Origin of the sequence: Arthrobacter koreensis (genome assembly GCF_035792275.1) — a bacterium.
In the GTDB taxonomy this organism is placed as follows: domain Bacteria; phylum Actinomycetota; class Actinomycetes; order Actinomycetales; family Micrococcaceae; genus Arthrobacter_B; species Arthrobacter_B koreensis_A.
This window is the reverse complement of sequence record NZ_JAMWKK010000017.1, coordinates 44,946-66,749: the sequence shown is the minus strand read 5'-3', so window position 1 is coordinate 66,749 and position 21,804 is coordinate 44,946. Positions and strand designations below refer to the sequence as shown.

Annotated in this window: 17 protein-coding genes and 1 tRNA gene; 12 read left to right on the top strand and 6 right to left on the bottom strand. The window is 66.2% G+C overall.

Going from position 1 to position 21,804, the window contains the following annotated elements:
* Positions 1-6: 6 nt before the first annotated feature.
* The 6 genes from NGB94_RS15395 (at position 7) to NGB94_RS15370 (ending at position 7,973) form a co-directional block, all read left to right on the top strand.
* Positions 7-2,256 (top strand): transglycosylase domain-containing protein, encoded by a 2,250-nt coding sequence (locus NGB94_RS15395; protein WP_325791571.1) that lies wholly within the window; start codon positions 7-9, stop codon positions 2,254-2,256.
* 2 nt (positions 2,257-2,258) lie between these two features.
* On the top strand, positions 2,259-3,215 hold the full coding sequence (locus NGB94_RS15390) for a metallophosphoesterase (RefSeq protein WP_418910666.1): 957 nt from the start codon (positions 2,259-2,261) through the stop codon (positions 3,213-3,215).
* Positions 3,216-3,361: 146 nt separating this feature from the next.
* Entirely contained in the window at positions 3,362-5,176 is a 1,815-nt protein-coding gene (locus NGB94_RS15385; RefSeq protein WP_325791570.1) for an ABC transporter ATP-binding protein, read from the top strand.
* A 32-nt stretch (positions 5,177-5,208) separates the two neighbouring features.
* Positions 5,209-7,035 carry an ABC transporter ATP-binding protein gene (locus tag NGB94_RS15380; protein WP_325791578.1) on the top strand — a complete coding sequence of 609 codons (1,827 nt, stop codon included), beginning with the start codon at positions 5,209-5,211 and terminating at the stop codon, positions 7,033-7,035.
* 105 nt (positions 7,036-7,140) lie between these two features.
* Positions 7,141-7,217, top strand: a tRNA-Pro gene (locus tag NGB94_RS15375).
* A 117-nt stretch (positions 7,218-7,334) separates the two neighbouring features.
* On the top strand, positions 7,335-7,973 hold the full coding sequence (locus tag NGB94_RS15370) for a dihydrofolate reductase family protein (protein WP_325791568.1): 639 nt from the start codon (positions 7,335-7,337) through the stop codon (positions 7,971-7,973).
* 68 nt (positions 7,974-8,041) lie between these two features.
* Here the strand turns inward: NGB94_RS15370 and NGB94_RS15365 are convergent, their stop codons facing one another.
* Genes NGB94_RS15365 through NGB94_RS15355 form a run of 3 tightly spaced genes read right to left on the bottom strand, consistent with a single transcriptional unit; the run spans position 8,042 to position 10,931 of the window.
* On the bottom strand, positions 8,042-8,935 hold the full coding sequence (locus NGB94_RS15365; RefSeq protein ID WP_325791567.1) for a phosphoribosylaminoimidazolesuccinocarboxamide synthase: 894 nt from the start codon (positions 8,933-8,935) through the stop codon (positions 8,042-8,044).
* The gene (purD, locus tag NGB94_RS15360) at positions 8,932-10,242 is read right to left on the bottom strand and encodes a phosphoribosylamine--glycine ligase (RefSeq protein WP_325791565.1); all 1,311 of its coding nucleotides are present in this window, start codon (positions 10,240-10,242) and stop codon (positions 8,932-8,934) included. The genes NGB94_RS15365 and purD overlap by 4 nt, the downstream gene beginning before the upstream one ends.
* Before the next feature lie 11 nt (positions 10,243-10,253).
* Complete coding sequence (locus NGB94_RS15355) at positions 10,254-10,931, bottom strand: hypothetical protein (protein WP_325791564.1); 678 nt, start codon at positions 10,929-10,931, stop codon at positions 10,254-10,256.
* Positions 10,932-11,065: 134 nt separating this feature from the next.
* Between NGB94_RS15355 and NGB94_RS15350 the strand changes: the two genes are divergently transcribed.
* Genes NGB94_RS15350 through purM form a run of 5 tightly spaced genes read left to right on the top strand, consistent with a single transcriptional unit; the run spans position 11,066 to position 15,516 of the window.
* The gene (locus NGB94_RS15350; RefSeq protein WP_325791563.1) at positions 11,066-12,070 is read left to right on the top strand and encodes an asparaginase; all 1,005 of its coding nucleotides are present in this window, start codon (positions 11,066-11,068) and stop codon (positions 12,068-12,070) included.
* A gap of 2 nt (positions 12,071-12,072) precedes the next feature.
* Positions 12,073-12,453 carry a sterol carrier family protein gene (locus NGB94_RS15345; protein ID WP_325791562.1) on the top strand — a complete coding sequence of 127 codons (381 nt, stop codon included), beginning with the start codon at positions 12,073-12,075 and terminating at the stop codon, positions 12,451-12,453.
* A gap of 25 nt (positions 12,454-12,478) precedes the next feature.
* On the top strand, positions 12,479-12,799 hold the full coding sequence (locus tag NGB94_RS15340; protein ID WP_325791561.1) for a hypothetical protein: 321 nt from the start codon (positions 12,479-12,481) through the stop codon (positions 12,797-12,799).
* A gap of 51 nt (positions 12,800-12,850) precedes the next feature.
* Positions 12,851-14,404 (top strand): amidophosphoribosyltransferase, encoded by a 1,554-nt coding sequence (purF, locus tag NGB94_RS15335; protein ID WP_325791560.1) that lies wholly within the window; start codon positions 12,851-12,853, stop codon positions 14,402-14,404.
* The gene (gene purM, locus NGB94_RS15330; RefSeq protein WP_325791559.1) at positions 14,401-15,516 is read left to right on the top strand and encodes a phosphoribosylformylglycinamidine cyclo-ligase; all 1,116 of its coding nucleotides are present in this window, start codon (positions 14,401-14,403) and stop codon (positions 15,514-15,516) included. The genes purF and purM overlap by 4 nt, the downstream gene beginning before the upstream one ends.
* A 212-nt stretch (positions 15,517-15,728) precedes the next feature.
* Here the strand turns inward: purM and NGB94_RS15325 are convergent, their stop codons facing one another.
* Positions 15,729-15,965, bottom strand: coding sequence for a DUF3073 domain-containing protein (locus tag NGB94_RS15325; protein WP_091601863.1), 237 nt, complete (start codon positions 15,963-15,965; stop codon positions 15,729-15,731).
* Positions 15,966-16,239: 274 nt separating this feature from the next.
* Between NGB94_RS15325 and NGB94_RS15320 the strand changes: the two genes are divergently transcribed.
* Complete coding sequence (locus NGB94_RS15320; RefSeq protein WP_325791558.1) at positions 16,240-18,267, top strand: septum formation family protein; 2,028 nt, start codon at positions 16,240-16,242, stop codon at positions 18,265-18,267.
* Between the two features lie 71 nt (positions 18,268-18,338).
* Here NGB94_RS15320 and clpB read toward each other — a convergent pair whose 3' ends face one another.
* Together clpB and NGB94_RS15310 are read right to left on the bottom strand one after the other, a co-directional pair.
* Entirely contained in the window at positions 18,339-20,963 is a 2,625-nt protein-coding gene (gene clpB, locus NGB94_RS15315; RefSeq protein WP_325791557.1) for an ATP-dependent chaperone ClpB, read from the bottom strand.
* Positions 20,964-21,178: 215 nt separating this feature from the next.
* Positions 21,179-21,781, bottom strand: a complete 603-nt coding sequence (locus NGB94_RS15310; RefSeq protein ID WP_325791556.1) for an SRPBCC domain-containing protein — start codon at positions 21,779-21,781, stop codon at positions 21,179-21,181.
* Positions 21,782-21,804: the final 23 nt, after the last annotated feature.

Genomic DNA, 21,804 nt, shown 5'->3' with positions numbered 1-21,804 from the left:
ATCGGCATGGCAGCTCGCAAATCCCCTTTTTTTGACACTGCTACCACGTTGGGCAAGATCGTCGCCTTCTTTGGCGTGAGCGCATTGTGCGGTGTCCTGGCCGCCGGGCTGCTGGTTCCCGCCGCTGCTGCAGCCGGCACGGCTGCCTCCGGATCCATCCAGTTCTTCGACCAGCTCCCTTCGGAGCTGCAGCGCGGAGCACTGGCTGAGCCCTCCCGTATCTACGCGAACGACGGCTCCCTGATCGCCACGCTGTATGAGGAGAACCGCCAGCCGGTCACGCTGGACCAGGTTTCCCCGCACATGATCGACGCGATGCTTGCCATCGAGGACGACCGCTACTACGAACACGGCGGCGTGGACCTGCAGGGCATTTTCAGCGCCATCGTTTCCAACGTGACCTCCGACCGCACGCGCGGAGCGTCCACCATCACGCAGCAGTACGTGAACAACGTGATCATCGACACCAACCTCCAGGAAGGCGGGGAGGTGGTCTTCAGCGGCCAGAAGACCGTCGGTGACAAGCTGCGCGAAATCAAGCTGGCCATCGCCGTGGAGAAGGAGCTGAGCAAGGACGAGATCCTTGAGGGGTACTTCAACATTGTTCCGTTCAGCGGCACCACCTTCGGCGTCCAGGCTGCCTCCCGGTACTTCTTCAACGTCGATGCCAAGGACCTGAGCATTGCGCAGGCCGCCCTGCTGGCCGGCGTGGTCAACGGACCCACCTACTACAGCCCGGAGCTCAACCCGGACCGCTCCCTGGCCCGCCGGAACCTGGTGCTGGACGCCATGCTGGAAAAGGGCCGCATCACCCCGGAGGAACACGAAGCCGCCGTCGCGACGCCCCTTGAGCTGGTGCTCACCCCGGTGCCCAGCAACTGCGTAGGCGCCGCGCAGGCACCCTACTTCTGTGACTACGTCACCCACCTGATCCTTAATGACCCGGCCTACGGTGCTGAGCGGGAAGACCGGGAAAAGCTGCTTTACCGCGGCGGCCTGAGCATCACCACCACGCTCAACCCCACCCTGCAGAACGCCGCCCAGGCCGCCATCAACGAAACCGCCAACCCGGACACCACGGATCCGGAAATCGGCCACTCGATGGTCAGCGTTGAACCCGGCACCGGCAACATCCTGGTGATGGCGCAGAACACCCGGTACACGCCCGAGCTGGCAGCCGGAAACTCCGTGCAGAACTTCAACGTGGACATCTACCAGGACGGTGACCCGGACAAGTACCTCAACGGACTGGGCGGTTTCCAGCCCGGTTCAACCTACAAGCCGTTCACCGTTGCCGCCTGGCTGGATTCAGGCAAAACGCTCAACGCCACGCTGAACGGCAACAAGCGCACCTACCCTGCCGGACACACGTGGAACGCCAGCTGCCTGCCCGGCGGCCGGTACGCCATCCTTGATCCGTGGACCCCGATTAACTACGGCGACACGAACTACCGGACCACCACCGTGCTGGAAGGCCTTGCGCAGTCCCTGAACACCATCACCCTGGCGTCGGCCAATGAAATGGACCTGTGCAAGTTCCAGCAGATGGCCTTTGCCTCCGGCGTACACAACGGCAAGAGCCAGTCCGGGGAGCGCGAAATGCTTGCCGTGAATCCGCCGTCGACCTTCGGCGGCGGCGGCGACGCCTCGCCCCTGTCCATGGCAACCGGCTTCGCAACGTTTGCGGCTGAAGGCCTCATGTGCGAACCGCGCGCACTGGTATCGGTCAAGAGCAGCGACGGGAAGGAATTCCCGGTTCCCGAACGCAGCTGCGACCAGGTCATGCGCAAGGAAGTTGCACAGGGCGTGAACATGGCCACCCAGCGCGTGATGACCAACGGGTCAGGCATCAACCTTCAGGTTGGCGTGCCGATTGCCGGTAAGACCGGCACCAACGACTACCGGTCCCAGACCTGGTTCATGGGCTACAGCACCGGAATGTCCACCGCATCCTGGATCGGCAACTGGAAGGCCAACAACACGTCCATGTCGGACAAGCTGATCGGCGGCCGGTACTACCCCGAGATCGACGGTTCGCTGATTGCCGGCCCGTCCTGGAAGAACTTCATCCAGCGCGTTCCCGGCCAGTACGGAGCCAACCCCTTCGCCAACCCGCCGGCGAACATCGTCGGGCAGGCCCCCGCCCCGCGGCCGGCACCCAGCGCTCCTGCCCCGAACCGGGACAACAACCGGGACAACGGCAATGGAAACGGGAACAACGGCAATAACGGCAACAACCAGAACAACGACGACTGATCTTGGCAACGGATAATCCGGTGGCCCCGGTCCTTCGATCCGCTGCGTGGACCGCCGGCAGTTTCGCTGCTGCCGGCGCCGCGGCGTTTGCCTACGGTTCCCTCATTGAACGGAACCTGTTTGGCATCCGCACCGAGACGGTGCCGGTGCTCCCTGCCGGCAGCAAGCCGATGCGCGTCCTGCACCTCTCGGACATCCACTACGTTCCCGGCCAGGACCGCAAGACCCGCTGGCTGCAGTCCCTCGCGGACCTGGAGCCCGATCTGGTGGTCAATACCGGAGACAACCTGAGCCACCAGCAGGCGGTGCCGCCGCTGCTGGAGGCACTCAAGCCGCTGATGCGTTTCCCCGGTGTCTTCGTCCCCGGCTCCAATGACTACTACGCGCCGGTGCTGAAGAACCCGTTCACGTACTTCACCTCGCCGTCCAAGCTGCGGAAGAACCCTGCCAAGCTGCCCTGGGCAGACATGTTCACGTCCTTCGGGAACGCCGGCTGGATCGACCTGACCAACCGGAACCAGTCCGTGGTCCTGAACGGCCTGCGCCTGGACTTCTCCGGCGTCGACGATCCCCATCTCAAGCGCGACCGGTACGCGGGCTTCCCGGCCGGCAGCTCGACGTCGGGCTCCGCCCGGCACCTGCGCATCGGCGTCGCCCATGCCCCGTACCAGCGCGTGCTGGACTACTTCACCGACGGCGGAGCGCAGCTGATCCTCGCCGGCCACACGCATGGCGGCCAGGTCTGCATCCCCGGTTACGGTGCGCTGGTGAGCAACTGCGACCTTCCCACCTGGCGGGCCAAGGGCCTGACGGACTGGGAGCACAACGGCCGCACCGTTCCGCTGAACGTTTCCGCGGGTATCGGCACGTCCCGGTTCGCTCCGGTGCGCTTCGCCTGCCGCCCGGAAGCCGTCCTCCTCACCCTCACCCCCGCCGAAAGGCCAGTTACGGCTCCTTAGAGCGCCGAAACGAGCCGTAAGTGGCCTCTCGGCGGGGCGGGCCGAAACGGGCACGCGGCGTCGTAACCACGCCCGGGGTGGCCTAGGATTGAGCGGTATCCGGCCCGCACCCACCGGCGCGGACCTCTCGAGCTCGAAGAGGATTCATGCCCCCGCAGACATCATTGTGGCAATCCCTGGGGCGTCTGTACCCGCACATCAAACCGATCCTCCCCCGCCTGTTCCTGGGCTTCCTCTGCGCCGTCGGAGCAAGCGTCGTGGCGCTGGCCATCCCGCAGGTGCTCCGGGTCCTCGTGAACTCCTACCTCCAGCCAGGCGGAGCGGTAACGGCCCTCTGGTGGGCCACGGGCATCGTCCTCGCACTCGGCACGCTGGAAGCGCTGTTCATGGCGCTGCGGCGGCAGTTCGCCGTCGCGCCGTCCACCATCGTGGAGACCAGCCTCCGGACCTCCTTCTACCGGCACCTTCAGGACCTGTCCGTCGCGTTCCACGACCGCTGGGGCTCCGGCCAGCTGCTCTCCCGCGCCATGAGCGACCTGAACCTGATCCGCCGCTGGATGGCCTTCGGCGCCCTGATGCTGATCGTCACCGCGCTGACCGTGCTCATTGGCGTGACCATCATGTTCTTCACCGCCTGGCAGCTCGCCATAGTCTTCCTGCTCGCCGCCGTCCCGATCATTGTCTACGGCTTCAAGTTCCGCCGGTTCTACGGGCGTGTGTCACGGCAGAGCCAGGACCAGGCAGGCGACCTGGCCACCACCGTCGAGGAATCGGTGCACGGCATCCGCGTCCTGAAGGCCTTCGGCCGCAGCTCGGAAGCTCTCGACGCGTTCGAGGAGCAGGCCGAGGGCCTGCGCCAGACCGAGGTGTACAAGGCCAACTCGCTGGCGAAGTTCTCCCTGGTGGTGACCCTGCTGCCCGAGGCTGCGCTGGCAGTATCACTCGTGCTGGGCGTCCTGCTGGTCAACGACGGCCAGGTCAGCATTGGCGCGCTGGTTGCCTTCTTCGCCACGGCCGCCGTGGTCGCGGGTCCCGTGGAGTCCATGGGGCCGCTGCTGTCCATGACCCTGACCGCCGCCACGGCAATCGACCGGCAGTTCGAGGTCATGGATGCACGCCGAACCATCACCGATCCCGAGCACCCGGCGAAGCCGGATGAGGTTCATGGCCGGCTCTCCTTCGAGGACGTGCACTTCACCTACCCGGACGCCGCCGCGGAGCGGAAGGACGTGCTCGACGGCGTGAGCCTGGACCTGCGCGCCGGTGAAACCATGGCGCTGGTCGGCATCACCGGGAGCGGGAAGTCCACGCTGCTGCAGCTTGTCCCCCGCCTGTACGACGTCACGGCCGGCAGCATCCAGATTGACGGCGTCGATGTGCGGAAGTATTCGCTGGCGGATCTGCGCCGGATCGTGTCAGTGGCATTCGAAGACACCACCCTGTTCTCCAGCTCCGTCCGCGAGAACGTGCTGCTCGGCGCGGAGACCAAAAACGACGCCGAAGCGGAGCACACCCTGCGCGAAGCCCTGGAAGTTGCGCAGGCCCAGTTCGTCTATTCCCTGCCCGACGGCGTCGATACCCTGATCGGCGAGGAAGGGCTCAGCCTGTCCGGCGGCCAGCGCCAGCGCGTGGCCCTCGCCCGCGCCATCGCCGCCCGCCCCACGGTACTGATTCTGGATGATCCGCTCTCCGCACTGGACGTGCGCACCGAGGAACTCGTGGAGCACCGCCTGCGCGAAGTCCTCGCGGACACAACCACCCTGGTGGTGGCACACCGCCCCTCCACCGTCTCCCTGGCCGACCGCGTTGCCCTGATGCAGGACGGCCGGATTGCCGCGGTCGGAACACACTCCGAACTGCTGGCCGGCAGCGAACACTACCGCCACGTTATTGCCAGTCTGCCGGCAGCGCCGCAGGACCTGGACAGCGGACTCGAAAATGAGAGCGAGGTCCTCCGGTGAGCCGTTTCAGCATCCGCCGCGGCGGCGCGGCGCTGCCCGAACCCGGGCGGCCCGGAGCCGGCGTCGGAACCACGGGCGAGGACAACCTGGACCTGGACCGGGAGCAGAACCGGGCGGTGCGGCGTCGTTCGCTGGCGCTGCTCGCTTCCCTGGTCCGTCCCAACCGTGGCCGGTTCATCTTCACCATCGCCCTGGTGGTGTTCTCCCAGGCTGCCCGCGTCGCGGGGCCGGCAATCATCGCCTTCGGCATTGACCACGCGTTGCCCGCGCTTCAGGACGGCAGCTCCCTGCCGCTGCTGGCGGCCGGCGGAACGTATCTGCTGGCCGCAGTCCTGGCGGCCGGATTGACGGCCGGCTACGTCCGGTCCACCGCGCAGCTCAGCCAGGCGATGCTGCTGGACCTGCGGCTGCGCGTGTTCCGGCATACCCAGCGGCTCAGCCTTGAGTTCCACGAGCGCTACACCTCCGGCCGGATCATTTCGCGGCAGACCTCGGACCTGGAGGCGCTGCGTGAACTGCTGGATTCGGGCATCAGCTCCCTGGCCTCCGGCGCCATGTACATGGTGTTCGTAGCCATCAGCATCTTCGCACTGGACTGGCGGACCGGAGTGCTGCTGTGCGTCGCGTTCGTGCCGATGTTCCTGCTGACGCGCTGGTACCAGAAACGCTCCCAGATCGCGTACCGGGCTTCCCGGGTGACCTCGGCGAAGCTGATCGTGCACTTCGTGGAAACGATGACAGGCATCCGCGCCGTGAAGGCGTTCCGCCGCGAACGTGTGAACGCCGAAAAGAACGACGAACTGGCCGAGGACTACCGGCGGGCGACGCTGCGTTCCATCAATCTCAACGGTGTGTTCCAGCCCGGCCTCATCTTCATCGGCAACGCCACCGTTGCTGTGGTGCTGCTGGTGGGCGGCTACCGGGTGCTCGACGGCGGCCTGGAAGTCGGTGCGCTGCTGGCGCTGCTGCTCTACGCCAAGCGGTTCTTCCAGCCGGTGGACCAGATGGCCATGTTCTACAACTCCTTCCAGTCCGCGTCCGCTGCCCTGGAAAAGGTCTCCGGCCTGCTCGAAGAAGTTCCGACCGTGCGCCCGCCCAGGAATCCGGTGGAACTCCGGGACGCCGAAGGGGATGTGAAGTTCGACGGCGTGGAGTTCCGTTACGGGGACGGCCCCCTGGTCCTCCCACGCCTGGACCTCCACATTCCGGCCGGCCAAACGGTGGCACTCGTGGGGCAGACCGGTGCGGGGAAGTCCACGCTGGCGAAGCTGATCGCCCGCTTCTACGACCCCTCGGCCGGTGCCGTGCTGCTGGACGGCATTGATCTGCGGGACCTCACGCAGCGGGACCTGCGCCGCGCCGTCGTTATGGTGACGCAGGAAGCGTTCCTGTTCAGCGGGTCCGTGGCGGAGAACATAGCGCTGGGCAAACCCGGGGCCTCCGCTGAGGAGATCGAAGCCGCCGCCCGCGCCGTGGGTGCCCATGACTTCATCGAGTCCCTGCCCGAGGGGTACGAGACCGACGTCAACAAGCGCGGCGGCCGGGTCTCGGCCGGGCAGCGGCAGCTGATCAGCTTTGCCCGTGCGTTCCTCGCCGATCCTGCGGTGCTGATCCTGGATGAAGCAACGTCATCACTGGACGTTCCGAGCGAACGGCTGGTGCAGCAGGGACTGAAAACCCTGCTGGGCAGCCGCACCGCGCTGATTATTGCCCACCGGCTTTCAACGGTGGAAATCGCGGACCGGGTGCTGGTCATGGACGCCGGCGAGGTGGTGGAGGACGGCACACCCGCTGAGCTCACCAGCGGCACCGGACGCTTCGCTGCGCTGAATTCAGCGTGGCAGGACTCGCTCGTGTAACGCTGCTGCCCGCCCGCAAGCGCTGATTTCGCGCTCCCGCAGGTTGTCGAGTACACTTGTAAAGTTGCTTCGCCGGGAGGGAAACCTCCGGTCAGGCAGTGGTTACGGGGTGTGGCGCAGCTTGGTAGCGCGCGTCGTTCGGGACGACGAGGTCGCAGGTTCAAATCCTGTCACCCCGACCAAACAAAGAAGGGTCCATCATTTCTGATGGACCCTTTTTGTTGTCTGCAGCTGGTCTTGATCCGCCGGACTCCGCGGGTAAGCTCGGAGCCACGCTGCCTACACCTCCAGGAGTTCCCATGGCCGTCCGCGTTGACCTGAACATTTCGCTGGATGGGTACGCCACCACCACGGACCAGACCCCGGAGAAGCCGTTTGGCGAAGACTGGGGCCGCCTGGTGGGGCCGTACACGGCCACCCGCACGTTCCAGGAACGCGTGCTCCACAACCCCGGACAGGGCACCACCGGGGTGGATGACGAGTACGCCGCCGCCTACTTCGAAGACATCGGAGCAGAGATCATGGGCGCCGGCATGTTCGGGCTGCACAACTTCCCGGATGATCCCGAGTGGAAGGGCTGGTGGGGCGACGAGACGCCGTTCAAGTACCCGGTTTTTATCCTCACGCACCACGCCCGTGAGCCCATCGACATGCCGGACGGAACCCGGTTCGAGTTCCTTTCCGCCTCGCCGCAGGATGCCCTGGACCGCGCGGTCGACGCCGCCGGCGGCCAGGATGTGCGGATCGGCGGCGGTCCCACGGTGGTCAAGGCGTTCCTGGAGGCAGGGCTGGTGGACCGGATCCATGTGGGCATCACGCCGATCCTGCTGGGCCGGGGCATCAACGTGTGGGAGGGCCTGCGCGGCCTGGAAGACGGCTACCAGGCCAGCTCGGAAGCAGCCGGCGACGGCGTCACCCACCTGACGTTCTCCCGCTGAGTTCACGCACCACGCGTACAAAACAACGCAGGCCCCGGATAATCCCGGGGCCTGCGTTCATTGAAAACCTAGACGAAAGTCTTTCCGGTCAGCCGTTCATACGCCTCGACGTACCGGGCGCGGGTGCGCTCGATGACGTCCTCCGGCAGGGCCGGCGGCGGCGTGTCGGATGCCTTGTCCCAGCCGGATTCGGCCGAGGTCAGCCAGTCGCGGACGTACTGCTTGTCGAAGGACGGCTGGGCCTTGCCGGGTTCGTACAGGGACGCGTCCCAGAACCGCGAGGAGTCCGGGGTCAGCACCTCGTCTCCCAGGGTCACCAGGCCGGTGGCCGGATCCAGCCCGAACTCAACCTTGGTGTCCGCCAGGATAATTCCGCGGTCCCGGGCAATGGTTTCGGCCGTGGTGTAGATCTCCAGAGTCAGGTCCCGGATTGTGGCTGCCGTTTCGGCACCAACCGCCGCCACAACGGCGTCGTAATTGATGTTCTCGTCATGCTCGCCCACCTCGGCCTTCGCCGACGGGGTGAAGATGGCCGGTTCGATCCGGGAACCGTCAACCAGCCCCGAGGGCAGCGGCACGTCGCACACGGTCTGCGACTGGCGGTACTCGGCCAGCCCGGACCCGGTGAGGTAGCCGCGGGCAATGGCTTCCACGGGGTACATCTCCAGCTTTTTGCAGATCATGGCCCGGCCCGCCACTTCGGCCGGTACGCCCTCGTCGGCGGAAATAACGTGGTTGGGGACGTTGGCCAGCTGGTCGAACCACCACAGGCTCAGCTGCGTGAGGATGCGTCCCTTGTCCGGGATGATGCTGGAGAGCACGTGGTCATAGGCACTGATCCGGTCGCTGGCCACAACCAGCACCCGGTCCTGCGCGGCATCCGGCCCTGCGGGTACGTACAAGTCCCGCACCTTCCCGGAGTAGATGTGTGTCCAGCCCTGCAGCTGGGGTGCGCCGCTCATGCCAGGTCCTGTTCGTTGTCCACGCCCGCGCTGCCTGCCGGCACCACGATTTCGCCGCGCTCGGCTTTCAGCGCGATGTCACGGCGGTGCTGGGAGCCCTCAAGCTCAAGGGCGTCCACGCCTTCGTAGGCCAGCTGCCGCGCCTGGGACAGGTTGTCCCCCAGTGCGACGACAGCCAGGACACGCCCTCCGGCGCTGACGATTTCGTTGGCTTCGATGGCGGTACCGGCGTGGAGGACGTGCACGCCCTCGATCGCTTCGGCTTCCACCAGGCCCAGGATCGGGTCCCCGGTGCGCGGGGTGTCCGGGTAGTTTTCAGACGCGACGACGACGGCGACCGCCGTGCGCGGGTCCCATTTCAGCTGTTCCATGGCGTCCAGTTCGCCCTTGGCGGCAGCCAGCAGCAGCCCGCCGAGCGGGGTCTTCAGCCGGGCCAGCACGGCCTGGGTTTCCGGATCGCCGAAGCGGGCATTGAACTCGATGACCCGCAGGCCGCGGGAGGTCAGCGCCAGACCGCAGTACAGCACGCCGACGAACGGGGTGCCGCGCGCTGCCATCTCATCCACGGTGGGCTGGGCTACCCGGGCAATAACGTCTTCCACCAGGTTGGCCGGTGCCCATTCCAGCGGCGAGTAGGCACCCATGCCGCCGGTGTTGGGGCCTTCGTCGTTGTCGAAGATGCGCTTGAAGTCCTGGGCCGGTGCCAGCGGCACCACATGGCGTCCGTCGGAAAGGACAAAGAGGGAGACCTCGGGGCCGTCCAGGAATTCCTCGATCACCACGGTTCCGCCGGCGTCGAAGCAGGCCTGCGCGTGGGCGAGAGCCTCGTCCCGGTCGGAGGTGACCACCACGCCCTTGCCCGCGGCCAGGCCGTCGTCCTTCACCACGTAGGGAGCGCCGAAGGTGTCCAGCGCGTCGGCGGCCTCCTCTGCCGTGGCAGCAACCCGGGCCATGGCGGTGGGTACGTTCGCTTCAGCCATGACCTGCTTGGCGAAGGCCTTGGATGCCTCCAGCTGCGCTGCTTCGCGGGACGGGCCGAAGACCGGGATTCCGGCTTCCACCAGGGCGTTCGAGACGCCGGCGGCCAGCGGGGCTTCCGGACCAACGACGACGAGGTCCGATCCCAGTGCACGCGCCAGGGCGGTCACAGCTTCAGGATCACTGGCATTGATCGAATGGACTGGCACTACCTGCGCGATTCCTGCGTTGCCGGGAGCCGCGTGGACTTCCGTGACGTAGGGGTCGGCCAGCAGGGCCCGGACAATGGCATGTTCGCGGCCGCCGGGGCCAACAACGAGAACCTTCACAAGAGTTCAGACTACTGGCTGCCGTGCGCACGTCGAAAGCCGCTGCTTCTCCGTGACGCGGACGTTCCTGAACCGGATTTCGGGCCGGGCCGTTCCCTGCCGGACCTTCCGCCGGATAGTAAAACGTGGCGGTGCTTCGGCCTGCCGGTCCGGGCAGCGGGGCAGGCTGCCTCGATGGCGGTGCTGGGGCGGTCATCGCTCCCCTGCTTCGCTGCCTGTGCCGCCGGCCCGCGGGCTGGCTCCGCGGGACGCCTGCTCCCGGTGCCGCCGTCGGAATCCGAAGACCGTGATCCGCTCAGGAACAGGGGCAGGGCCGGAAACAGCGGGCGCATCTGCCAGATCAGCAGTGCAGTGAACGCCAGCCAGGAGAGAACAGTCAGTCCTGTCCATGCAGCAAGCCGGCGTCCCGTCATCGGCCGCGGCGGGGGCTCTTCTCCCCGGCTGCGGCGCTGGATCAGTTCCTGCCAGGCTGACCTTCCCAGTGGCGCCAGAAACACCAAAGCGCCCGCAATAGTCAGGATTCCGGCTGCCGCATCAGGTACCCCGGCAAACTCCAGCAGGACGCGCAGGAGCGTGTCCAGGAGCGCAGCCCACAGGAAAGCCCACAGAAAAAAGCGCCGGCGCTTCGGCGGCAGCGATTCCCAGGTTCCGTCCCAGCGTGCGGGAGGTGCGGGCCGGTCCGGCGTCACTGCTCCTCCATGGGTCGGCGATACTGCAGGGATCACGCGCAAAGCTACCCCCGTTTTCCGCGGCGGCAACGAACTTCGCGCGCCGTCCCCGGACGCGTCCCGGACCGGCGCCCGGACTTCCGTAGACTGGCTGTATGTCTGCCACTTTTGCTGCCTCCGACGCCGTTGAACTCGCTGTTTTGGAGCGCAACGGCTTCATCGAATCCCGCCACGTGGGTTCCGCCGTCGTGCTGTCCGGTGACGGGTCGGTGGTGACCGCCCTGGGCGACATCACCACTCCGGTTTTCCCGCGGTCCTCCCTCAAGCCTTTCCAGGCTGTGGCCGCAATGCAGGCAGGTGTGCCGCTGCGCGGACCGCAGGTGGCGCTGGCCGCTGCCAGCCATATCGGCGCGAAGGAACACACCGACGTCGTGCGCGGAATGCTCGAGGCCGCCGGCGTCACGGAGGATCACCTCCAGTGCCCGGCGGACTGGCCGCAGGACGAAGAGGCGCGCACCGAGCTGGTCCGCGCCGGAAAGGGCAGGCAGCGCATCGCCTTCAACTGCTCCGGCAAGCATGCCGCTTTCCTCTGGGCCTGCACGGAGAACGGCTGGGACACCGGTTCCTACCTGGATCCGGCCCACCCGCTGCAGCAGGGCATCGCCCGGGTTTTCGAGGACTTCTGTGAAGAGAAGGCCGCGCACTGGGCAGTGGACGGCTGCGGTGCCCCGCTGGCCGCAGTGTCGCTGACAGGGCTTGCCCGGGGAATCGGAAAGCTGGCCAAAGCGCCGTCGGACAAGCACGGGGACGCGCGTGCCGCTACGGTCGCCACGGCGATGCTGGACTACCCCTGGGCCGTCCACGGCGCCGGCCGGGAGAACACCGTAGTGATGGAAGACCTGGGCATCATCGCCAAGAGCGGTGCTGAGGGCGTGCTGGTGCTCGGCACGGATACCGGGGTTTCAGTTGCCCTGAAGATGCTCGACGGAAACGGCCGTGCCGCCACCCTGGTGGGGCTGACCCTGCTCGCGGCCAGCGGCGCCATTGACCCGGAGGGCGTTTTCAAGGTGCTGGCCAAGACCGTTCCTCCTGTGCTCGGCGGCGGGGAACCCGTGGGCAGCCTGCGGCTCGCCTCCCCGGTTACCGCCCTGCTGGATTAGTCATGGCACGGCGCAGGATTTCTTCAGCCGACGGCATGGCTGCCCTCACCGCGGCAGCGGCCGGGCCGGCCGACCGGAACACGACGGCGACGGCGGTGCGCTACGCCCTGGAGGAACTCGCTGAGCGGGTACCGGGCAACTCTGTGGAGGTACGGGTACCGCCCTTTGGCGTCACCCAGTGCATCCCCGGTCCCCGGCACACCCGGGGCACTCCCCCGAACGTCGTGGAGACCGACGCCGCCACCTGGCTGGGGCTGGTCACCGGCACCCTGGCATGGGCCGACGCGGTAGCTGCGGGCAAGGTTTCGGCCTCCGGCCTGCGCGCGGACCTGTCCGAGTGCCTGCCGCTGTTTCCACGGCTTGCGGCTGGTGGGACGGCATGATCTCTACTGCCGGTAGAATTTGGTCATGACTTCCGAGCAGCACAGCCCTGAACGCCGCGAGATCACGATTCGCCGTGCTCCCCGTTTTGTCCCCTTTATGGCGCTGGGCGCAGTCGCTGCCTTCATCGTCGCCCTGATCATGGCCTACACGGGACCCGAAAACCCGCAGTACACCCGCGAAGCCGTGCTGGGATTCTTCACCGTCATGTTCCTCCTTCCGGGCGTGGCGCTTGGCTCCATTGCGGCCCTGTTCCTGGACCGCATCAGCGTGCGCCGCTCAGAGCATGCGGTAGTCGAGGCGGCCGACGACGAGCCCGGAAGCACAGGCACCTCGCCCACCGCGTAACGCTCTGTCCCGGAGCCGGTTGAAGCCGGGCGGCGTGAGAGAATGACTTCCATGGCACGCGGTGACGGAATGCTTTCCCACGATCTCATGCCCGGCGAGAAAGGCCCGCAGGATGCCTGCGGGGTTTTCGGAGTCTGGGCCCCCGGCGAAGAGGTAGCGAAGCTTACCTATTACGGTCTGTACGCGCTGCAGCACCGCGGACAGGAATCCGCAGGTATTGCGACAAGCGACGGCAACCGGATAAGCGTCTACAAAGACATGGGACTGGTTTCCCAGGTCTTTGACGAGACAACCCTGAACACCCTTCTGGGCCACATTGCGATCGGGCACTGCCGGTACTCCACTACCGGAGCCTCGCACTGGGCCAATGCCCAGCCCACCCTCGGCGCAACTGCCGCCGGAACGGTGGCCCTGGCCCACAACGGCAACCTGACCAACTCAGCTGAACTCTACGAAATGATCCTGGCCCGGCAGGGCCGCCCCCGCTCCGGCGAAATCGCCCAGGGCAACACCTCGGACACCGCACTGGTTACCGCACTGCTGAACGGCACCGACGGGCGGACCCTGGAGGAAACCGCCCTGGAACTGCTGCCCAAGCTGCGCGGCGCGTTCTCCTTCGTCTTTATGGACGAAGGCACCCTGTATGCCGCCCGTGACACCTACGGTGTCCGGCCCCTGGTCCTTGGCCGCCTGAACCGCGGCTGGGTTGTGGCCTCCGAAGGTTCGGCCCTGGCCACGGTTGGCGCCAGCTTCATTCGCGAGATCAAGCCCGGCGAGTTTATCGCGATCGATGAAAACGGCATCCGCTCCCAGATGTTCGGGGAGCCGACGCCGGCCGGCTGCGTTTTCGAGTATGTCTACCTGGCCCGTCCGGATGCCTCCATCAACGGCCGTTCCGTGTACGAATCCCGAGTGGAGATGGGCCGCCAGCTGGCCCGCGAAAACAGTGTCGAAGCAGACATCGTCATTCCGGTTCCGGAATCCGGCACCCCGGCCGCCGTCGGCTACGCCGAGCAGTCCGGCATCCCGTTCGCCCACGGCTTCGTGAAGAACTCCTATGTGGGCCGCACGTTCATCCAGCCGAGCCAGACGCTGCGCCAGCTCGGGATCAAGCTGAAGCTGAACGCCCTTGAATCAGTGATCCGCGGCAAGCGCGTAGTGGTCGTGGACGACTCGATCGTTCGCGGCAACACCCAGCGGGCGATCGTGCGGATGCTGCGGGAAGTCGGCGCCAAGGAAGTCCACGTCAAGATCTCCTCCCCGCCCGTTCAGTGGCCGTGCTTCTACGGCATCGACTTCGCCTCCCGCGCCGAACTGATTGCCAACGGCGCCAAGGTGGAAGAGATCTGCACCTCGATCGGTGCCGATTCCCTGGCCTACATCTCCGAAGACGGCATGATCGGTGCAACCCAGCAGCCGCGCGAGAAGCTCTGCACAGCGTGCTTCACCGGCCAGTACCCGATCGAGCTGCCCCCGGCCGACCGGCTAGGCAAGAACCTGCTGGAACCGCCGACGGACGCGGACGGTTCCAACGGATGCGACCCGGGTCCGGACAGTGAATTCGAGACCCTCCTGACCCCCTCAGACAAGAAAGAATCAGTATGAGCGCGAGCGAAAACGCCATCACCTACGCCTCCGCAGGTGTGGACGTCGAGGCCGGTGACCGGGCTGTCGAACTGATGAAGGCGGCGGTCAAGGCCACCCACAATGATTCAGTTCTTGGCGGGGTTGGCGGATTCGCCGGCCTGTATGACGTCTCCCGGCTGCTGACCTACAAGAAGCCGCTGCTGGCCACCTCCACCGACGGCGTCGGAACCAAGGTCGCCATCGCCCAGGCACTGGACATCCACCACACCATCGGGTTCGACCTGGTGGGAATGGTTGTGGATGACATCGTCGTTGTCGGCGCGGAGCCCCTGTTCATGACCGACTACATCGCCTGCGGCAAGGTCGTCCCGGAGCGCATCGCGGATATTGTCCGCGGCATCGCTGCCGCCTGCGAGGTTGCCGGTACCGCCCTGGTAGGCGGCGAAACCGCCGAGCACCCGGGGCTGCTGGGCGTAGATGAGTACGACGTCGCCGGTGCCGCCACCGGTGTCGTGGAAGCAGCGGACCTGCTGGGTCCCGAGCGCGTGCGGGAGGGCGACGTCGTCATTGGCATGGCGTCCTCCGGCATCCACTCCAACGGCTACTCGCTGGTGCGCCGCGTGATCAACCACGCCGGCTGGCAGCTTGAACGCCAGATTCCCGAACTGGGCCGCACCCTCGGTGAAGAACTCCTGGAGCCGACCCGCGTCTACGCCGCCGATTGCCTGGATCTGGCACGCTACGCCGCTGCCGGCGTGCACGGTTTCAGCCACGTCACTGGAGGCGGCCTGGCTGCCAACCTCGCCCGCGTCCTGCCCAAGGGCCTGGAAGCCACTGTGGACCGTTCCACCTGGGAGCTTCCGCCGGTCTTCAAGCTGGTCAGCGAGCTCGGCAATGTGCCGCTGCCTGACCTGGAGCGCACCTTGAACCTCGGCGTCGGAATGGTGGCCATTGTTGACGCCGCCGGCGCTGACGCTGCGCTGGCCCGCCTGGCTGAACGCGGTGTTCCGGCCTGGACGATGGGAACCGTCGGCGCTGCCACGGATTCCGAAGCCGGCGACCCCAACTACGTGCAGGGCGCCAAGGGCGTCGACGGCGGGGCCGTGCGCCTGGTGGGCAGCTACGCCTAGGTTTCCGAGGGGAGCCGCCCGCACTTCATTGAGATGACAGAAACTGCCCGTATCAGCCTTGATACGGGCAGTTTCTGTCATCTCGATGAACGGACAGCCGGCCCGTACAGTCGGAGTTTTCCGCCCCTTAACGCCCTTCAGCGGATCCACCATGATGGTGATCCGCTGAAGGAGGGCAATTAGCTTGCCGAAGAATGACAGGCTGCCGGCATCTAACCGATGCGGCGGGAGCCCTCATCATCGTCGTCTTCATCGCCAAATTGATCTGCGTACTTATCCTCGTACGCCGAGTAATCCGGCTCCGCCGGTTCCTCGGGATATCGACTCGACGGACGGCTCGAGGGTCCTGACAGCTCGCGCTGCAGGGCCGAGTAATCCGTGGCAGGAGTGAAGTACTTCATCTCGCGTGCCTGCTTGGTTGCTTTTGCCTTTTGACGGCCGCGCCCCATGGCGTGACCCCCTTTTTGCGTCGATCCGGAGGTGGTCGCTCGGGCAGGAGAGCGAGGCCCCGGAATATTTGGTCAATTTGTCGTAACTACAGGTTACATGTTTTCCCGCTGGGTTGTGCCCCTCAGGACCCGCAGGCGCACTCAACTTCCCAGTTTAGTCTCTCTCCCCTCCCGCCGCGTACTGCGCCGCGACCTGCAAATTCGCTAAAGTCAGGGAGGAACAGATGCCGCGGGACACCTTTGCGGCCATGGACAGGGAGGACCGGCGTTCACCATGAGCGATCAGAAGAGGACACCGCAGCAGGGAAAAACCCTGCGCGGACAGTCCCCGCGTCCCCCTGCCCCGAACGGGAGCACCGCTGCCCCCAAGGGATCCGGTGCCAAGCCACCGGCTCCCAAAACCGCACCTCCGGTCCGGAACAACCCCGCCACAAGGAGCATTCCAGTTATCAAGCCCCAGCCGTCCGCCTCCAACGGGCGCCCCGGTCCCGCTGACCCAGCCGACCGGCCCGCCGGTTCAAAGCCCGTGAAGCCTGCGAAGCCCGGCAAGTCAGGCCGCAAGCTGACCGGAGCCAAGCGGCCCGCCGCAGCAAAACAGGGCACCGTCTCGAAGGGACTACTTGGATCCAAGGGTGGAGCCAAGCGCCCTGCGCTTCGCCCCGGCCCCGGCGCCAAGCAGAATGCCGGCCCCGCGGATGAACCGACGCCGAAACCTTCCACGCCGGAGAATCCCGGGAACGCTGCCCCCGCCGGCGAGAACGGCAATGCCGGCGCCGCGGACAGCAGCACGGCTGCTCCCGCCCCGGATCAGGCGGACAAGCAGGCCCATCCGGAATCCGGCTCGTCGCCGAAGATTTCCGCCCTTCCGGACCTCTCGGCGCACACAGATTCCCCCGCCTGGCTGTCCGCCGGCGGAACCCGGGACGCCGAGCTTTGGGACGGTGCCTTCGACGCCGAGGCCCAGGACGCTGCCCCTGCCGAGCCCAGCGTGGTTCCCGCAGAAGACGTGCATCTTGAAGAGCCTTCCCTTGAGACCCCGTCGATCAGCTCGGACGCGGCAGAAGCTGCTTCCCTGCCCGAAACTGCCGCAGAAGTCCGGGCCGTCTCCGAGCAGGCCGCAGAAGCAGGCAAGCAGGCAGGCATCTCCGAACCGGCCCCCGAAGGCACGGAAGTCGCCGTCGAACCCGGAGAAGGTCTCACCGAACTCGAACCAGCCGCCGACGACAAGCCGGCAGACCAGCCCCCAGAACCGGGGCCGGAACCGGGACCGGCCCCGGAAGAAGCCTCCGCAGAAGACGAAAGTGGCGAAACACCGGGCGGCGTGACCAGCGGTTCCGGTGACCTGGACGAGGCAGTCGACAGCGCGGATGACAGTGACGCCGCTGCGGACACGGATGCCATGGCCACGGACAGCGGCGACGACGACGCGTCCGGGAAGGACCCGGAATCAGGCGGATCCGAGGAGACCGGCGAGGATGCGGCACCGGACGAGACCCCCGAAGAGACTGCCCGTGATCCCAAGCCTGCAGACGGCGCCTCCACGCCTAGGGAGGAACCAGCCGCGGGCGGGAATACGCCAAAGGACGCGGAGGGCTCCGGCACCAAAACCGCCGCGGCACCGGCGATCCGCACCTCGACCGTGAAGGGCGGCAGCTCCGACGTCGGTGCTCCGGTTACCGACTCGTTCGAGTCCCTGACGCTGACCAAGAAGGATCCCGACGACACGGGCCTGGTGCACACGGTGAATCCGTCGGGTTCAAGCGCCCTTCCTGCGGACTCCCGCCGGGCTCGGCGGACCCGGGAAGCCGAGGAAGCTGCAGCCAGGAGCAAGGGTCCGGGAAAGACCACGCGCACGCTGGTGCTGCTGGGCTCGATCCTCATTGTGGTGCTGCTGGGCATCTGGCTCGCCACAGTCATCGCTGACAGCAACCGCGAAGCGGGAGTCCTGGAAGACTCCGTGGCTCCCGTGGATCTGGAAGCCGGCGCGTGCCTGCAGGATTTCCAGAGCGTGAACGCTGAAGTCACGGTGGTGACCTGCGAAACTGCACACAACGCGCAGCTGGTCGCGACGTCGTCCTACGCCGATTCGGATACCTTCCCCGGAACCGATGCCCTGGCCGCGAAGGCAGAGGAGGTGTGTTCCTCCGTCATCTACACCGACGCAGCCTCGAAATACACCGACCTGGAACTCAACCGCGCGGTTCCCACGCAGAGCTCCTGGGACGCCGGTGACCGCCGGGTGGACTGCTTCGTGGTGGCACCAAGCGAAGAACTGACCGAATCCCTGATCGTCCAGCCGTAAGTTCTGACAGCAAAAAGGGAGGACCGCCGTTAGCGGTCCTCCCTTTTTGCTGCCTTACGCCTCGGACAGACCTAGCCCACAGGCGCTGCTGCCTGCACGGTCAGCCCCGGTTCTGCCAGTTCATCTCCCACGGCCTCCGGGCGGTCCACCAGCACGGTATCCCCGTCCGAAATCCGGCCGGCCAGGATTCCCTTGGCCAGCTTGTCCCCGATTTCGCGCTGGACCAGGCGGCGCAGCGGACGGGCGCCGTATGCCGGGTCGTAGCCGGTCAGCGCCAGCCACTCGCGGGCGGCGTCCGTGACGTCCAGGGTAAGGCGGCGGTCGCGAAGCCGCGCAGCCAGCGCCTTGACCTGCAGGTCCACAATCTCGGACAGTTCCTCAAGGTTCAGCGGATCGAAGAGGATGACGTCGTCCAGGCGGTTCAGGAACTCCGGTTTGAAGTTGGCATTCACCATGGACATGACCGACTCACGCTTCTGCTCCTCCGTCAGGCCGGGATCCACCAGGAACTGGGAACCGAGGTTGGACGTGAGGATCAGAATGACGTTGCGGAAGTCCACGGTGCGGCCCTGTCCGTCGGTGAGCCGGCCGTCGTCGAGCACCTGGAGCAGGATGTCGAAAACGTCCGGGTGCGCCTTCTCCACCTCATCGAGCAGGATCACCGAGTACGGACGCCGCCGGACGGCTTCCGTGAGCTGGCCGCCTTCTTCGTAGCCGACGTACCCCGGAGGGGCACCGACCAGGCGCGAGACCGTGTGCTTTTCGGCGTACTCACTCATGTCCAGCCGGACCATGGCACGCTCATCGTCAAAGATGAACTCTGCGAGCGCCTTGGCCAGCTCGGTCTTTCCGACGCCGGTAGGGCCGAGGAAGAGGAAGGAACCGGTGGGGCGGTCCGGGTCGGCAACCCCGGCGCGGGACCTGCGTACGGCGTCCGAGACCGCCTGGACAGCCTTCGTCTGGCCGATCAGCCGGGAGCCAATGACGGATTCCATGTCCAGCAGCTTCTGGGATTCGCCCTGCAGCATGCGGCCGGCCGGAATACCTGTCCAGGACGAGACCACCTCGGCGATGTCGTCCGCCGTGACCTCTTCGGAGACCATCAGTTCCCGTGCGCCGTCGCCGTATTTGTCCTCTTCCGCTTCCTGCGCGGCGTCGAGTTCCTTCTGCATCGCGGGGATCTCGCCGTAGAGGATGCGCGAGGCTTCCGTCAGGTCGCCGTCGCGCTGTGCCTTTTCCGCGAGGGAACGCAGTTCGTCGATGCGCGCCTTGATGTCGCCTACCCGGTTCAGGCCGGCCTTCTCAGCCTCCCAGCGGGCGTTGAGGGCGGCGAGCTGCTCCTTCTTATTCGCCATGTCCTCCCGCAGGACTTCCAGCCGTTCAAGTGAAGCTTCATCCGTTTCGCCGCTGATGGCCAGCTCCTCCATGGTGAGCCGGTCGACGGCGCGGCGCAGCTCGTCGATTTCCTCCGGGGCGGAGTCAATCTCCATGCGCAGGCGGGACGCTGCCTCGTCAACGAGGTCGATCGCCTTGTCCGGCAGCTGGCGGCCGGTGATGTAGCGGTTGGAAAGGGTGGCCGCGGCAACGAGGGCGGAGTCGGCGATGGCAACCTTGTGGTGCGCCTCGTAGCGCTCCTTCAGGCCGCGCAGGATCCCGATGGTGTCCGGGACGCTGGGCTCGCCGACGAATACCTGCTGGAAGCGGCGCTCAAGAGCGGCGTCCTTCTCGATGTTCTCCCGGTACTCGTTCAGGGTGGTGGCGCCGATCAGCCGCAGTTCGCCGCGGGCCAGCATCGGCTTGAGCATGTTCCCGGCGTCCATGGATCCCTCCGCGGCACCGGCGCCGACGACGGTGTGGAGTTCATCAATGAACGTGACGATCTGGCCCTCGGAGTTTGAAATCTCCTCAAGGACAGCCTTGAACCGCTCCTCGAATTCGCCGCGGTACTTTGCCCCGGCCACCATGGAGCCAAGGTCCAGGGAGAGCAGGGTCTTGCCGCTCAGGCTCTCCGGGACGTCACCGGCAACTATCCGCTGGGCGAGGCCTTCCACCACAGCGGTCTTGCCCACGCCGGGTTCACCGATGAGGACGGGGTTGTTCTTGGTGCGCCGGCTCAGGACCTGGATAACGCGGCGGATTTCCGAGTCGCGGCCGATTACCGGATCAAGCTTTCCGGCACGTGCCATCTCGGTGAGGTCGGTGCTGAACTTCTCCAGCGCCTGAAGGGTGTTTTCCGGATCGGCATTGGTCACTTTGCGGTCTCCTCGCACGCTGGGAAGGGCACTGGCCAGGACATCGTGGCCTGCGTTGTTGTCCCGCAGGGCCTTGCCGGCGGGACCGTTGTCCACCGAAAGCGCCAGCAGCAGGTGCTCCGTGGATACATAGGCGTCCCCCAGCTGCGCGGCCTCCTGCTGAGCAGTATTGATTACCTGCAGCAGCGGCCGGGAAAACTGCGGCTGCTGGACGGAGGAGCCGGAGCTGGAGGGAAGGTCGTGGATGGCGTTGCTGGCTGCAACGCTGACAGCGTCGGGATTCGCTCCGGCCGCTTTCAGCAGCGCGACTGCAACGCCCTGGCGCTGGTCCATAAGCGCCTTAAGCAGGTGCGCCGGTTCGATTTGGGGATTGCCGGCGGTGGTTGCGTTCATGGCCGCAGCCTGAAGCGCTTCCTGGCTCTTGTTGGTGAATTTGGTCTCCACGGCGGGCTCCTTCTCAGGCTCAGATAAACCGTTCAAGCTCCCGGCGGACTGGGCTGCATCCCGCTGGAACGGGCTGCGCGGCCCAGGCTCCGAAACCCCTGCCCGGAAACCCTGGCCGCCCGCTTCATCCAACCGTACTCAACTAACTTGAGTGTACTTCACTCAACCCCTGCTGTAAAGTTTTCCACGGCCACCAACCCGGCTCTGACCTGCAGTTACTCAGGTGCCGGCAGCGGCGCGTGCTGGCGCTCGAACTCCTCCCGGACACGCTCCCACTCAGTATTCCGCGCCTGGTAGAGATCCTGCTCCGCCTCTTCCATCTGCACCCAGCTGGCCACCGGTGCCGCGGTTTCCCTCCCCTGCAGGTGGGCTTCCAGCCGGTCCAGGAAGAACTCCCAGCCCGGCCCGGCCGCCCAGGCCGCAACCTCGGGATCGATGACCGCGAACTTCTTCCGCACCGAGGCATAAAGCAGTTCCACGCGCGTGGAACCGTCAACGTCTGCCAGATGGATCTCCAGCTCTCCCGGATTGCCGTGCGGCGGCAGCCAGGACACCGTGAGCATGCGCGGGGCATCGCACCGCAGGATGGTCCCGGTGGAAAACCCGTCCAGTTCATACTCTCCGCCGCGGCGGAGCTCCCCCCGGAGTTCCGCAAAGTAGGCGCCAACCCGCACCGGATCAGAAAGTGCGTTCCAAACTTCCCCGATGGGCTGATGCAGGTCGCGTCCTATCACCAGCATCCGCGCGTGTCCCGCCTGGATTTGGCGAAGGCCAAAAGACCGCTCGGTTTCGGATAGCAACACGTCCAATTCGGACATTCCCGCTCCTTCAGCTTGCCGTT

Excerpts from the sequence above, each read along its gene's own strand:
- purM (WP_325791559.1), top strand. The coding sequence starts at position 14,401 with ATGAGCGCGAGCGAAAACGCCATCACCTACGCCTCCGCAGGTGTGGAC.
- NGB94_RS15340 (WP_325791561.1), top strand. The coding sequence starts at position 12,479 with ATGACTTCCGAGCAGCACAGCCCTGAACGCCGCGAGATCACGATTCGC.
- NGB94_RS15385 (WP_325791570.1), top strand. The coding sequence starts at position 3,362 with ATGCCCCCGCAGACATCATTGTGGCAATCCCTGGGGCGTCTGTACCCG.
- NGB94_RS15350 (WP_325791563.1), top strand. The coding sequence starts at position 11,066 with ATGTCTGCCACTTTTGCTGCCTCCGACGCCGTTGAACTCGCTGTTTTG.
- NGB94_RS15370 (WP_325791568.1), top strand. The coding sequence starts at position 7,335 with ATGGCCGTCCGCGTTGACCTGAACATTTCGCTGGATGGGTACGCCACC.
- NGB94_RS15365 (WP_325791567.1), bottom strand. The coding sequence starts at position 8,935 with ATGAGCGGCGCACCCCAGCTGCAGGGCTGGACACACATCTACTCCGGG.
- NGB94_RS15320 (WP_325791558.1), top strand. The coding sequence starts at position 16,240 with ATGAGCGATCAGAAGAGGACACCGCAGCAGGGAAAAACCCTGCGCGGA.
- NGB94_RS15345 (WP_325791562.1), top strand. The coding sequence starts at position 12,073 with ATGGCACGGCGCAGGATTTCTTCAGCCGACGGCATGGCTGCCCTCACC.
- purF (WP_325791560.1), top strand. The coding sequence starts at position 12,851 with ATGGCACGCGGTGACGGAATGCTTTCCCACGATCTCATGCCCGGCGAG.
- NGB94_RS15395 (WP_325791571.1), top strand. The coding sequence starts at position 7 with ATGGCAGCTCGCAAATCCCCTTTTTTTGACACTGCTACCACGTTGGGC.
- NGB94_RS15310 (WP_325791556.1), bottom strand. The coding sequence starts at position 21,781 with ATGTCCGAATTGGACGTGTTGCTATCCGAAACCGAGCGGTCTTTTGGC.
- NGB94_RS15325 (WP_091601863.1), bottom strand. The coding sequence starts at position 15,965 with ATGGGGCGCGGCCGTCAAAAGGCAAAAGCAACCAAGCAGGCACGCGAG.